At 38.3% G+C, this 14,618-nt stretch carries 12 protein-coding genes; 4 read left to right on the top strand and 8 right to left on the bottom strand.

All coding sequences use genetic code 11. The features are described 5' to 3' along the window. Positions 1–103 precede the first annotated feature (103 nt). Complete coding sequence (locus FD29_RS01745; protein WP_057887267.1) at positions 104–1,285, bottom strand: ammonium transporter; 1,182 nt, start codon at positions 1,283–1,285, stop codon at positions 104–106. A 178-nt stretch (positions 1,286–1,463) separates the two neighbouring features. On the opposite strand from FD29_RS01745, the gene FD29_RS01740 reads away from it, so the two are divergent. Beyond that, entirely contained in the window at positions 1,464–3,515 is a 2,052-nt protein-coding gene (locus FD29_RS01740; protein ID WP_057887266.1) for a KUP/HAK/KT family potassium transporter, read from the top strand. A gap of 45 nt (positions 3,516–3,560) precedes the next feature. Here FD29_RS01740 and FD29_RS01735 read toward each other — a convergent pair whose 3' ends face one another. After that, positions 3,561–4,118, bottom strand: coding sequence for a cysteine hydrolase family protein (locus tag FD29_RS01735; protein ID WP_057887265.1), 558 nt, complete (start codon positions 4,116–4,118; stop codon positions 3,561–3,563). Positions 4,119–4,382: 264 nt separating this feature from the next. Between FD29_RS01735 and FD29_RS01730 the strand changes: the two genes are divergently transcribed. Further along, positions 4,383–4,934, top strand: coding sequence for a hypothetical protein (locus FD29_RS01730; RefSeq protein ID WP_057887264.1), 552 nt, complete (start codon positions 4,383–4,385; stop codon positions 4,932–4,934). Positions 4,935–5,016: 82 nt separating this feature from the next. Here the strand turns inward: FD29_RS01730 and FD29_RS01725 are convergent, their stop codons facing one another. From FD29_RS01725 to FD29_RS01720, 3 genes are all read right to left on the bottom strand, one after another. Next, positions 5,017–5,856, bottom strand: a complete 840-nt coding sequence (locus FD29_RS01725) for a hypothetical protein (protein ID WP_057887263.1) — start codon at positions 5,854–5,856, stop codon at positions 5,017–5,019. Next, positions 5,834–5,959 carry a hypothetical protein gene (locus tag FD29_RS11720; protein ID WP_268871993.1) on the bottom strand — a complete coding sequence of 42 codons (126 nt, stop codon included), beginning with the start codon at positions 5,957–5,959 and terminating at the stop codon, positions 5,834–5,836. Before FD29_RS11720 ends, FD29_RS01725 begins: the two co-directional genes overlap by 23 nt. A 301-nt stretch (positions 5,960–6,260) precedes the next feature. After that, positions 6,261–7,103 (bottom strand): alpha/beta fold hydrolase, encoded by an 843-nt coding sequence (locus tag FD29_RS01720; RefSeq protein ID WP_057887262.1) that lies wholly within the window; start codon positions 7,101–7,103, stop codon positions 6,261–6,263. 181 nt (positions 7,104–7,284) lie between these two features. Here FD29_RS01720 and FD29_RS01715 point away from each other — a divergent pair, with 181 nt between their 5' ends. Next, the gene (locus FD29_RS01715; RefSeq protein WP_057887261.1) at positions 7,285–7,989 is read left to right on the top strand and encodes a glucosamine-6-phosphate deaminase; all 705 of its coding nucleotides are present in this window, start codon (positions 7,285–7,287) and stop codon (positions 7,987–7,989) included. A gap of 116 nt (positions 7,990–8,105) precedes the next feature. After that, positions 8,106–9,479 carry an APC family permease gene (locus FD29_RS01710; protein WP_057887260.1) on the top strand — a complete coding sequence of 458 codons (1,374 nt, stop codon included), beginning with the start codon at positions 8,106–8,108 and terminating at the stop codon, positions 9,477–9,479. Between the two features lie 39 nt (positions 9,480–9,518). On the opposite strand, the gene FD29_RS01705 is transcribed toward FD29_RS01710, so the two are convergent. From FD29_RS01705 to FD29_RS01695, 3 genes are all read right to left on the bottom strand, one after another. Continuing rightward, positions 9,519–10,727, bottom strand: a complete 1,209-nt coding sequence (locus FD29_RS01705) for a voltage-gated chloride channel family protein (RefSeq protein WP_057887259.1) — start codon at positions 10,725–10,727, stop codon at positions 9,519–9,521. A 339-nt stretch (positions 10,728–11,066) separates the two neighbouring features. After that, entirely contained in the window at positions 11,067–11,972 is a 906-nt protein-coding gene (locus FD29_RS01700; RefSeq protein ID WP_057887258.1) for a Gfo/Idh/MocA family protein, read from the bottom strand. Positions 11,973–11,986: 14 nt separating this feature from the next. Next, positions 11,987–14,521: an excinuclease ABC subunit UvrA gene (locus FD29_RS01695; RefSeq protein ID WP_057887257.1), complete on the bottom strand. Its 2,535-nt coding sequence runs from the start codon at positions 14,519–14,521 to the stop codon at positions 11,987–11,989. Positions 14,522–14,618: the final 97 nt, after the last annotated feature.

Below are 14,618 nucleotides of genomic sequence, written 5' to 3'. Positions count from 1 at the left end.
AATATTGAGATTTTTGCTATTATGCGGAAGAAGTTGAGTTCTGTTGCACGTTTATGTTGCATATTTAATGAAAAATATAGTTGTGTCACAGACTCTTTTCCATTTAAATCATATTCAATTCATCGGGTTCAATACTAATATCATTGCTGAGAACTTTTTTCAGAACCGTTACAATTACCACGCCAACGATTGAAACAAAAATAATTGTAAAGATAACGCCAAAGAGTTGCAGTCCCAATTGTTTCAATCCACCGCCGTAGAACAAACCGTTGTTGATAACACTTTTATCAACTGATTTAGTAGCGAACAAACCGACACAGATCGAACCGATAATTCCACTAACGCCATGGCATCCGAAGATATCCAAATAGTCATTCAAATTTAATTTATACTTCAAATAATTCATGAAATAAAAACTGCCGATAGCCGATATGATTCCGATAATAAAGGAACCAAAGATCGTAACGTAGCCGGTTCCTGGCGTGATGCCAACTAATCCACAAATACTGCCGGTACAAATACCGCTCAATGTCGTTTTGTTTTTGAAATGCATTTCCAAAAACATCCAAGTAACCAAACCAGTACATGCAGAAATCGTCGTTGTAACAAAGGCATTGATAGCTTGATTGTTAATAGCCAAAGCACTGCCGGCATTGAATCCATACCAGCCGATCCACAATAAAACGGTACCCATTAAGATCCACAAAGGATTACCTTTAACTTGCTCGTGAGTATATTTGTATGGTTGACGCAAAGTTATTGCCAGAATTAAGGCTGTGATTCCGGCATTGATATGAATAACTGTCCCACCGGCAAAATCCAAGACGCCCATTTGAGCTAGGAATCCAGTTGAAGACCATACGATATGAGCCAAAGGATAGTAGATCAAAACGGACCACAAAATAACGAACATAACTAAGAATCTAATCCTAACTCGACTAGCAATCGCCCCTAAAAAAAGAGCAGGCGTTAAGATTGCAAACATCATTTGAAATAGGAAATACACAGACGTTGGCAATCCTGTTGTGCCATAAGTAGACGATAAGTCTATCCCTGACAGAAACAGATGTTTAAAATTACCAATAAATCCGAAATTATTACCCTCAAATGAAATAGGAAAACCTATTGCAATCCATAACAGACCTGCTACACCGAACATTAGAAAACTATCGAATAAAATACGCGTCACATCGCGCTTGGGCACGAAACCACTGTAAAAAACGGCGATCCCGGGGACCATTAACCAAACTAATATTGCTGAAAGCATCATAAATACCACATTCATAACAATCACATTCTTTCGCGATGAAGTTTTCTTTTTATTTTCGATATTGTATCACTTTTTTGATTTCATGTATAACAATTAGAATTGTTAAAATCATAAATATTTTTAAAAAATGTCGAACAATCTATAATAGTGATTGTATAAACAAATATTAATCCGTTTTTTAAAGGGGGTTACTATGGAAAAAAGAAGATCAACGTTTTCTATTTTAGGAATGCTGATAACCTTAGGCATCGTTTATGGCGACATCGGGACTTCACCACTCTATGTTATGAATGCGATCATTAACAACGTAGTCACGATGAAAAATGCCGAACCAGAATATATTCTGGGGAGCGTTTCTTTGATTTTTTGGACGTTGATGCTTATTACTACCATCAAATATGTCATGATTGCTATGAAAGCCGACAACAACAACGAAGGTGGTATCTTTGCGCTCTATGCCCTCGTTCGTAAGAGAGGTAAATGGTTGATCATTCCGGCCCTCATTGGTGGATCAGCCCTTTTAGCCGATGGTACTTTGACACCAGCCGTTACTGTTACGTCAGCGATCGAAGGGATCAAAGGCCAACAGTTTGGCAAGCTTGTCTTTTCAAACAATCAATCGGTGATTTTAGTTATCGTAACTGCAATTTTGCTGACGATCTTTATCATTCAAAAATTTGGTACTGAAACGATAGGACGCTCTTTTGGGCCCATTATGCTCGTCTGGTTCAGTTTTATCGGTATAGCTGGACTATTTAACCTAGCTAATGATTTCAGCGTCCTGAGAGCTCTCTCGCCCATCTACGCAATTAAAGTTTTATTCAGTCCCGTCAATAAAGTAGGTATCTTCATCCTCGGCAGTGTTTTTCTAGCTACAACTGGTGCTGAGGCCCTTTATTCCGATATGGGACAAGTGGGTAAACACAATATTTACGCTACTTGGCCTTTCGTTTATTCGATGTTGATGCTCAATTATCTAGGTCAAGCTGCTTGGGTCATTGCCAACTATCAAAATCAAAAATTCAATACCCTTTCGGGCATCAATCCCTTTTACGAAATGTTGCCAAGTGGCTTCAAGATTTTTGCCATCATCATCGCTACTATGGCTGCTATCATCGCGTCTCAAGCCTTGATAACTGGTTCATTTACCTTAGTTCAAGAAGCCATTGGCTTAAAAATTTTGCCACGTCTGAAAGTTAAGTTTCCCGGTAAAGTTCAAAGTCAACTTTATATTGAAACAATCAACTGGATGCTTTGTGCTGTAACGATAGGAATTGTCTGGGGCTTTGGTACCTCCGAACATATGGAAGCTGCTTACGGTCTTGCTATAACGATGACCATGCTAATGACGACCCTTTTGCTTCACCAATTCTTAATTATGAAAAATCATCGTTTAGCCGCTAATATCTTTGTAGCCATCTTTGTTCCGCTGGAGAGTTTGTTCTTCATTTCCAGCATGATCAAATTTATTCATGGAGGCTACGTTACAGTCATTTTGACATTGGCTATTTTAGCTATCATGGTAATCTGGTTCTTTGGTAACAAACGCCGTGACGCTTATATGGCTGAAAGCGAGAACGTTTCGTTGAAGGATTTTGTTCCCCAATTGGAGAAACTGAGCGCCGATGATTCAATCCCTACTTACGCTACTAATTTGGTCTATATGGTCAATATGGGTAAAGATTACTCGCTCAAACGTTCAGTTATTTACTCGATTCTCGATCAAGAACCTAAACGGGCCAAAGTTTATTGGTTCATCACTGTACATCAGACAAGTGCACCGTATGAATGCAACTATACGGTCGACATGCTGAATACTAGAAATGTTGTCGACGTGCATCTGAATTTAGGTTTCAAAAAATCGCAACACGTGAATATTTATATCCGCCAGATCATCAATAGTCTCTTGAAACAACACATCATCGATGATCAAACGCCAAATTATTCAATGGTGCCAAATCGTCACGTTGGTTCCTTTAAATTCGTCATTCAGAATCAACAGTTCCAAGATTTAGGCGCTCAAGAATTTATGGGCAGTATCGATCGACTTTTGATTGGCGGTCGACTCGTCCTACAAAATATCACCATTCCACCAGCTCTTTGGTATGGCTTGGAGTTCAGTGATGTTGTTGAAGAAAAAGTTCCGCTCTTTCTTGGCAGCCACACGGATCAGTATTTAACTGAAGACACCGTTAAGAACACTCTGATTCCCAAAAAGGATTCCCCAACTACTCTTAAAAAATAAAAAACATCGGTATGATTTTGTCATACCGATGTTTTTTGGTTATTACTATTTAACCATTTCCGCACCTAAGCAATTCTTAAAGTGACCCAAAGCCCATTCGTGACCCTTTTGGTCAAACGATGCTACTCCATTCTCATGAATAACTAAGTTGTAATTCAAATTATAGGCATCAACTGCCGTATGCAGAACGCAAATGTCAGTACAGACGCCGACTAAATGCAAAGTATCGATGTTCCTTTCGCGCAAGCGTAGATCTAGATCAGTTCCAGCAAAGGCACTGTAACGAGTCTTATCAAACAGTTTAACCGTTTCACCATCGTTATGATCATTGTACCAATCCTGTAAGCCACCATACAATTCCCGGCCCCAAGTGCCACGTACATTGTGTGGTGGGAAAAGTTTTGTTTCAGGATGATAAGGATCGTTGGGTTTGTGAACGTCAGTTGGGAACCAAACTCGATCGCCATTTTGATACATCTTTTCTGCTAAGTTAAAGATCTCTCCTTCAAGGTCTTGGCCCGGTTTGCCACAAGTCAGAGCACCTTTATCATCAACAAAATCATTCGTATAATCGATTATTAATAATGCTTGTTTTGAAGACATAGTAATTTCCTACTTTCTTCTTATTTGCTTAACTAAAGATTATTATGAACAATCAAAATCAGTCAATTCATTTGCATATAAACATTATTCTAATAATCATAATTATATACATGATTTGCAGTTATATTTCATCGTTATATCACGGAAAGAATACTCAGATTTTCTAACACAACTGTCACTATACTAGACAAATCGTCTTTATTTCTTCAAGATGACAATTTCTCTTATGTTATAATCTCCCTATCAAATTATCGGGGCTTTTATATGCGGAAAAATCAAAGGGAACCTATCAATCAAAAATATCTGATCATCTCAATTATCGGCGTGGTTATCTTTGCCATACTCTTATCAGTTTTCACGCTCAAAACGCCGGTTAAAACGACTTCAAAAGTCGCCAATAAACCCAAGACTGAATACAAGGCCATCAAAGAATCACTCAATCAACAATTCAACCAAAATGGCCACGTTGCGACTATCAAAGAGGAACACGATATCAACGACAGTACCAGCAAACATCCCCACACAGTTATCATTGTGAAATTGACCGACAAACAAACTCAAAAATATCTCAAGACATCTTTCGAAGCCGTCCAAAATAATCAAGGCACTGCGGACCAAAAGAATTATATTTACTCAATTCAAAAAATTATCGCCAACGAAGCCAAGAAATTGGACAACAATTATGATGTGATTCAATTCGTCTATAAGGACGGCAAGAAATTCGTCCCTGTCGCCAGTTCGCAAAAGAATAAATACTTGATCAAACCTGTGAAAGTCATACAACCATCTAAGAAAAGTACAACTGCAGCAGCATGATTTAAAAGGCCATCTAGAAAAACTAGATGGCCTTTTAATATTGTCGATATAAATAAATAGGTTCGTTTTGCTCTCTATAATTTTACATAAATGAATCATTGCTTCCCATGTAATAACCTTCATCAAAGCCAGCGTCATATTCCGAATTCCCTGGTTCATCTGGACCGCTGCCATGATGTGGCTTGTTCTTGTTTCGCTTATGAATGATAAGTAAGATAATAATGATCAAAAGTGCCGAACCTATGAGTTCCAAATAATTGATTACTTGTTTAACGTCACTAATATCGGTCGACTTCAACATTTTATTAGTGCGTGAAACATCTAACATTTTTGGTTCCAATTTTTGGGCCAATTTGAATAACGCCGCTACTCTCACATTAGGATCAGTCGAATTTAATTCTGAATTCAACCCCCAACGCATTTTCATGAACATTAGATCAGTCAAATACAGACAACCAGATAAACTAGGATTCAAATAAACCATATTATTGCGCATATCCATGATCAAATAATTATTCGTTAACGTGAGATCTTCATTATCCAGCTCCATATCATAAAAATCATTGAAACCATACAAAGCCCAACCAGTATTATCAACGATTCTGGCTTCATTATTCGTACTATCGAGATAAGTCCCGGTCTTCTTGGCAAAGATATGTTCATCATCCGCATTGTCAAAAATAATGATATACAGCTTCTGGGGATTGACGCCTGTATCGATATTGTCATTGATATTTTCCAATTGATCGTATTGCCCATTGGTTACATATTCACGATCTTCATAAACATAATCCCCTGTATTGGGACCGCCCATGCCACCAGCTTGAACAGTATTTTGAGTCGTTATAACGCCTAATAACATTGCTAGGAAAAGTAGCAATGCTCGGAGATTTTTTCTTTTAATATTTGTTATGACTGCCATAATATGTCCCTTCATCAAATCCTGCATCGTATTCGGAATTATCTTCAGAAATTTGTCCACCACTGTGACTGTCGCTGCCAAAGTATACAAGGTACATCACCATCAGCCAGATTACTGCAATAAAAATACCTATCCCCAATATATTAGATATCGATTGATGATCCATCGCTTTTAGGTAACGTTCGCTTTGTGAAACTCTCTGTAGATTTGGTCCTAATAAACTGCCGCAATCTGGGTACTTTCATCATCGCCAACACACATCAAACGTCTGATTTTCCACATATTTATCTCCCCTAAATTGCTATATGACTAGACTTTAACACTATAAATTCCCCAGTAAAGGAAAAAATAACCTCTGATTCAAAATTTAGAATCAGAGGTTATTGAGCTTTAAATATTTTGGATTATTCAGCTTCCTCAACTTTAGTAGTTGATTCGTCAAATTTGATGATACTCTTAGCAACTTCTTCAGGTTTCTCCATCATTGCCAAGTGGCCAGCACCCTTGATGTCTTCAATTTGAAGGTCAGGTACACGGCCGATTGTAGCCTTGGCATCATTGATACCTTTGTCTGTAAGGATTTGATCCCCATCAGCGTACAAAGCCAAAACAGGGATTGAAATTGCCCGCAGACGCTTGTTCAATGCTCTTTCGCCTAAATACTCAGTAGGCATTTTTTGGAGCATCTTGCTAGTCTTACGGTCAACGCTGTTAGCTGCTTCATCAACGACTTTAGGATCTTTTAAAGTACTGCGGTCAAAGCCCTTATTGAAAAATAAGCCAGCTTTAACTGGAGATTTAGCAAAATGACCCAATAGTGGAATATTAGCCATTGTAGACGAAGCGTCCATGTCAGCGTACTTGTCATTAGCTGGCGTGTTTAATAGAATCAACTTCGAGATAGTAAATCCACGTAATTCTGCCATATTGACAGCAATCAAACCACCGACGCCGTAACCAAAGACAACCAATTGATTGGTTATTTTAAGACGTGCGATCGCTTCAAGTAGATTCCATGCTTCTGAATCGATTGTATAATGATTGTTTTTAGCCTTAGTTGACTTGCCTTGTCCAAGCAAATCTAACGTAACGACTGTATATTTGTCTTTTAAATAGGGAATTATCTCTTTGAAATACTCAACTGACCCATTAAGTCCAGGCACAAGAACGATGATATTCTCTTTGTCGATATCCCCGATTAAATTTGTATTTACACTGCCCTCAGACGTCGATAATATTTTTTCCAAATTTATTCTGCCTCTTTAGTTTTTACTCTATATTAAAAAATATACCTAACTTGTGAAGATTTTGCATTGTTTCTGAAGATTTTTAATTTTTTTTTATTTAATGACTGTAATTGATTGACAATTTATTCAAAACGAACTATATTGGACTAGACCAGAAAGATAGAGATGGGAGATTAATAAGATGAACATTATTAAAGTAACAGACACAAAAATGGGTGGCAAAGAAGCTTTCAACCTTGTTAAACACGATATTGAAAATGGTGCTAAGGTTTTAGGCCTTGCTACTGGTAGTAGTCCAATTACACTTTACAATGAAATGACAAGCAGCGATATTGATTTCTCAAACATGACATCAGTTAACTTGGATGAATATGTTGGTTTACAAGCTGATAACGAACAAAGTTACCACTACTTCATGAAAGAACACTTATTCAACAAGAAGCCTTTCAAGAATTCATACGTTCCTGATGGTTCAAATCCTGATGCAGAAGCTGCTACATCAGCTTACGACAAGATTATTGAAGACAACCCTATTGACCTTCAAATTCTTGGTATCGGTAGAAATGGCCACATCGGTTTCAACGAACCAGGTTCACCACTTGATGGCAAGACAAGAAAAGTTAGTTTGACAGAATCAACAATCGAAGCTAACACACGTTTCTTCGAAGATGAAAAAGACGTTCCACGTTTTGCTTACTCAATGGGTATCGGTTCAATCATGAAAGCCAAGAAGATCATCCTTCTAGCTTACGGTGAAGCTAAAGCTGACGCTATTGCCGCTACAGTTGACGGTCCTGTTACAGAAGACTGCCCAGCAAGTGCATTGCAAAACCACCCTGATGTAACTCTTATCATTGATGAAGCTGCTGCATCAAAATTAAAGTAATTAAATCTCGATAATAATCGATAGTCCTTGAAGGGAGACTTTTAAGGGCTATTTTTTTATTGACAAAATATTTCAATAAACAGTAACCTAGATAAGTTGTGTTTAGGTGGTTAATTATGAAAGAAAAATTATTCAAAAAAGCAGATTTCAATCAATTCGTGGCCGGAGACTCTCACTTTGAGAAAGTTTTGACCCGAGGAAATCTAATCTCCATGGGTATCGGAGCCATTATCGGAACGGGGATCTTCATCCTACCTGGTATTGTCGCTTATGGGACTGCAGGCCCTGGTATCACTATATCCTTTATTTTAGCAGCTATCGTCTGCATCTTAACAGCTATGTGCTTTGCGGAACTATCGTCAACTTTTCCGGTCGCTGGCAGTACTTATTCGTATGGCAGCATTATTTTCGGGCAATTCCCAGGTTGGTTGATCGGTTGGGCATTGTGTTTAGAATACGTATTAGGCGTTTCAGCCGTTTCATCTGGTTTCTCAGCCTATTTCGTCAGTCTCTTTAATAGTTTTGGGGTTATCTTGCCTCGAGCTTTTGTGGGGCCTTTAGACCCTTCTAATGGGACTTTTATCAACCTGCCATCCGTAATCGTTTTAGTCTTGATTTACCTTCTTTTACGACGTGGCATTCAGGCTTCAACTCGCATGAATACCGTGATGGTTTTTGTCAAATTGGCCGTCGTAATTACCTTCATCGTCGTTGGTGCCTTCTACATCAAACCAGAAAACTATCATCCTTATTTTCCAATGGGCGGTTTTGGAGTCGTTAAAGGAGCTGCCTTAGTCTTCTTTGCCTATTTAGGCTTCGACGTCATTCCTTCATCCGCTCCTGAGGTCAAAGATCCCCAAAAGAACATCCCCATCAGTATTATGGTTTCACTGGCAATCTGTGCTTTTCTTTACGTCATTTTATCGGCCGTTCTAACTGGAATGGTCAATTATAAGGATCTCAACTTTGCTGATCCAGTTGTCTACGCGTTAAATTACGTCAAAATGGGCAAAATAGCCTTTCTCATTACGATTGGAGCTTTGGCAGGAATGTTCACCATGATGCTCAATACCGTCTATGGTGGCTCTAGATTGATTTATGCACTAGGTCGCGACGGTATGATTCCAAATACTTTTGGTAAAATCGATCCTAAAGCAAAAATGCCGATCTCATCATTGAACATGATCACCATATTGGCCGTATTGCTAGGTGGCTTCGTTTCTTTGAAAGAATTGACTAGCTTGGTCAATATCGGAACCTTAGTCTCATTCACCTTCGTTGCCTCTGGTATCATCAAATTACGTCACCGGACCGATGTCCCTCACAGTGATTTCAAAGTTCCCTTTTATCCTTGGCTACCAATAATTTCGGTCATCCTTTGTCTTCTCTTGATGACTCAAGTCAGTCTTAATTCTTGGATTGCCTTCTTATGTTGGTTCGCTATCGGCGTAGTCGTTTACTTCCTGTATGGATATAAAAAAGTTAACTAAAAAGTCGGCAACTCTTTGAGTTGCCGACTTTTTTCATATTTAAACTTCATTGTTTATTTTCAAATTTAATTTAGGCATGTATTTATTCTTCAAGAAGAACAAAGCTGCCACCAGAACAATGATTGGGCTCAAATTTAGGGGGAAGAAAAATAATAAGAATATCCCCGCAACAATTGGCGATGATAATTCACTCATTACGGCCGTAGCGACGATCGTAACGACGAACAAATTGTCATACTGGGGCAAAACCGCTGCCGCTGCAAAACCTAAAGTCATCGTGGCAAAAGTGATTGGAAAAATGTCCCCACCACGCCAATTGAAGTTCAAGCACCAAGCTAATAGAGCCAATTTTAAAATAGCCATCCCCGTTAAAAATAACGGCGACTTATTTGACCAAGCACCAATTAACAAATGCAAACTGTGTTGACCTGAGAATAATAAATCCGGTTCGATCCACATTACAATAATTATTCCTAAAGCACCTAAAAACACGCGTGTCATTAAAGATAAATTTATTTTATTCATAAATTGACAGAAGAAATTATAAATAACTTTACATGCCAAGGCTAACAAATAACTACCAATTACCAACACTGGCAAAATCTTCAACTGGGCCAGCTGCCAATGTGATTGACCAAGTTTCAAAATAAATGACGGTTGATCAGTCTGTTTCAGCAATATGCTAAAAGCGACTAAGCCATTGATGATAAAGACTAAATAAAGTAATTTTTTCAATCTTACGATTGTAGGAATTTTAACTGCTTTTGTTTCATCATATCTTTGACGATATTTAAAAGGATTTAGAAGTTGTGCCAAAGCAGTTTTTATCGATAATTCTTTCAATTCATCATAATGAAAATAAAAATACCGTAAATTATCTGCTTGCCAAATCGACAATGAAATAATCGTACTCAGCAAGGCCGCTTCTGGACCAACTCCAGCACCTAAGATCAAAATCACTAATGTGATCAATAAGTTATAAAACACGTCTTGATAATCGATTGTTTGGTTTGCTTTCAATTCACTGATCGAATCATGAGCTGTCTGAGGCAACTCTGGCCAACGTTTCAACAAATAGTACAAAATTACACTACCAGCAATTATCAAAATAGTTTGAATGACTTGATTGTCGCTGGTCCAAACTAACCCAGTCATCGCTCCTTCTAAAATCAAAAAAGCAGCTGCTATTACGCCGATAACTGCACTTAACAATAGTCCGTATAAAAATAATAAAATGGCTTTGACCACCATCACCCTCTTTATGAAATCTATCAAAATTATAGCATGGTAAAAATATGCTCTAAACGGTTAAATGCATAAAAAAAGAAGTCCTGCATGTCTGCATGACTTCTTAGGTGGTAAGGTGTAGTGTGATTTTCCAAACGCTTTCGCGCCAACCTCTTGCCCTTACCTCGGTTTGGCACCACAGGTAGTATCGCACGTTAGACCATCGCAAGTCAATCTTAATTAACCCAAGAGTTGACCTACCACGCTGAAATAAATGTGATTTTATCTTTTGGCATATAAATGTTTCACATGGAACATCTTGTGTCAAAAACGTACGTTCGTCACAAGATATTGTATTCTTTATTTCAAAGTTTGAACTAAGTCATAACACAATTTGTGACTTAAAATGGATGATTCCGGACTTACTGGGTTAGGAAGACCTTCAGAAACCGCCTTTAAAAAGTTCTTGATGATGGGATCAAAGCCGCGTGTTACTAAGGTTGTCTCCCAATCAGGGCGTGAACTTTGCGTTACGGTACTTGTCTGATAAGTAGTTAAATTACTCAAATTAGTTACCGTCTGACGTGTTTGATCTCCTTGAACAGTAGCTAATTCCAAATTACTGCCACCAATCATATTGGTAATTATTTGAGCGCGGCTCTTTTCACCTGTCAAGGTAATATAGCCTTGTTCCAAGTTGCCATCATTGGTTACGGCAAAATTATCTACCTTATTGACCGGTTCATCCATCAAATAAACGGCCGTATCAACTGAATGGATCATCAAATCAAAAATTGCAAAATCAGCCTTTTGAAGTGCTTTTTCCCGGATTTTTTCAGCAACGATCGTTCTCTTATTAGTGATCTTCTTCAAATCTTGATTGAACGGTGCAAAGCGACGATTGAATCCACAAGTTAATAACAAGTGATTTTTTTCAGCCAACTCGTACAAGCTTTCAACTTCAGATATTTGTGTGGAAATTGGTTTATCCACGTATACATTGATACCAGCTGTTAATAATTGTTTGATGATCTCAAAATGAGTTGGTGTTGGCGTGTGTACAAAGACTGCTAAAGGTTTTTCTGCAATCAATTCAGTCAATGTTTGATGGAAATGCTTGAATCCATATTTCTTCTCCAGCATCTCGCCTTTAGCTTCATTACGCGTCGTCAAGTGCCATTCATATTGATCTTGTAACGTGGCCATGACTGGTAAATAAGCTTTCTGGGCAATATTTCCTAAACCGATTACTCCAATTTTTTCCATAGTTTCACCTCAAATTAAATTTCGTTGAACAATTGTAAATGTTGTTTTAGGTATTCTCCGGTCAAACTGTTTTGATTTTCCGCAACCGCTTTCGGAGTTCCCGTTGCAACAATTTTACCACCATTAACTCCACCTTCGGGACCGAGATCATTTATATAATCCGCATTGGCAATAATGTCGAGGTCATGTTCGATCACAATGATTGTCGCATGGCGCTTGAGCAACTTATTAAAGACATCTAGTAAAACTCCCACATCTTTAGGGTGCAAACCGACACTGGGCTCATCAAAGACGAATAATTGATTCTTTTGACTACGTTTCATGTAGGTCACTAATTTAAGTCGTTGAGCTTCACCACCAGATAAAGTTGGCGTACTCTCGCCTAATTTGAGATAGCTGAGACCAATATTGATCAAAACGTCCAAGGTCCCTTTGATATTAGGTACATCACTGAAGAATTCATCCGCCTCTTTAACCGACATATCTAAAATTTCAGCAATATTCTTACCGTGCCATGTAATATCCAAAATATCTTTCTTATAACGATTGCCGTGACAAACCGGACAAGTCTGTACCATATCCGGTAAATATTGAATATCCAATGTGATCACTCCGGTACCGCCACAGTTTGGACAAGCACCTTGTTTGTTGTTATATGAGAAATAAGTTGGTGTAAACTTTTGGGCTTTTGCGGCCGGTGTTTCGGCAAAGATTTTTCGTAAGTGGTCCAAAATTTTCGTATAAGTTCCAACTGTTGAGCGAACATTTTTACCTATCGGTACGGAGTCAACTTTGACGATATTTTTAATGTCAGCCGTATCCACCGATTTGACAAATTTTGGCAATGGTTCATTTTCGATCTTAGCCATCAGGGCTGGCAAAAGACTATCAAAAATCAAAGTAGTCTTTCCAGAACCAGACATTCCCGACACCACGTTCAAAGATTCCTTACTAAACTTAGCCGTCATATTGTGGATGTTATAGCGGTCACTGATTTTAACGTCGATCGTGCCTTTTTGAAAAGGTTCAGTTTGCTTATGCTGAATGATTTTGGCTTGGCCTGTGAGATATGGCTGAATAACTGATTTTTGATTCTTCTTGATCTCCTCAACCGTTCCTTGACTGATGACTTGACCACCATCTTTACCAGAATCAGGACCAATTTCAATCACATAATCAGCTGCAGCAATGATACTTGTATCGTGATCAACAACGACTAATGAATTGCCCAGTTGCACTAATTCATGCAATATCTTGATTAATCCAGAAACATTGGCAGCGTGCAAGCCGACACTGGGTTCGTCCAACACATACAAGACGCCAGTCATCTGATTGCGAATCGTTCGAGCTAACTGAATCCGTTGCAATTCGCCAGTTGAGAGCGTATTGCCAGCTCGTGAGATCGACAAATAGTTCAAACCTAAATCGACGATTGGTGATAAAAGATCCAACAATTCATTGGTTAAATTTTTACCTAAGGCTTGCATATTTGCTGGCAACCAATTCATGACGTCTTTACAAAAGCTTTGCAATTCTGAAATCGTAAATTGTGAAACTTCAGCAATATTTTTGCCAACTAATTCATTGCTAAACAACTTAGGATTGAATCGACTACCGTGACAATCTGGACAAACTTTCTCCGAATAAAATCGCTCCAAACGAACTAAAGTATTTTCATTTTTCGTACTCTTTAAACTATTTTTAACCGCTGTAACGGCATTCTCATACAAAGCGTTCAGTCTAAAGGAACGTCCCGTTTTAGTTGGAACCAAGATCTCTTTTTTCTGCTCTTTACCGTTGACAATAATATCTTTTTCTTTGGCAGTTAGATCTTGATATGGGACATCGGTTCGGACACCTAATTCTTTAATAATGTCACGCTGCAAAGTTCTTCCTGGTAAACCCCAAGATTTGATGGCTCCTTCATCGATCGATAACGTCTTATCGGGAATAATTTTATCTAATTCGATTTCCTTCAAAAATCCAGTTCCTTGGCAAGTTGGACAAGCCCCTTCAGAGTTAAAGGCAAAATCTTCGGCACTGAAAGCCATAAATTTAGCGTTACAGACTGGACAAGTCATCATGCCCATTTCTTCATCTGAAGTCGGCAGATCCATAACTTCAGAGATTTTAAGCGTTGGGTCTAAACGATGACCATTTGGACAAACGATCGATGCTAATCTTGAATACATCAATCTTAAAATATTCAAACTCTCCGTCATTGTCCCCACAGTAGAACGAACACTAGGAACAGTTGGGCGCTGACGTAAAGCAATTGTTGAGGGTAGATTTTTGATATTTTTGACATCAGAACGTCCGATTTGGGTAATCCTTCTTCTAGTGTAAGTCGATAAAGCATTGAGATACTTGCGAGCACCTTCTGCATAAATCGTATCCATTGCCAGAGACGACTTGCCTGATCCCGAAACACCTGTTATCGCTACAAATGAGTTCAATGGAATATTCACGTTGATATTCTTGAGATTGTTGGCATTAGCACCGATAACTTCAATATCATCAGGAATATAATTTTTATGTCTAATTGTCATAATTTCTCCCTTCCAAATAATAGGTCGATTATAACATTGTCCAGAGGCCATTCTATGTTCAACCATTTGCTATCATTGGATTTTTACAAATTGTTTA

The sequence above is a fragment of the Companilactobacillus mindensis DSM 14500 genome (genome assembly GCF_001434275.1).
GTDB lineage: Bacteria > Bacillota > Bacilli > Lactobacillales > Lactobacillaceae > Companilactobacillus > Companilactobacillus mindensis.
Note: the sequence above shows the minus strand (reverse complement) of the source record. Positions and strands in the feature narration are given on the sequence as shown.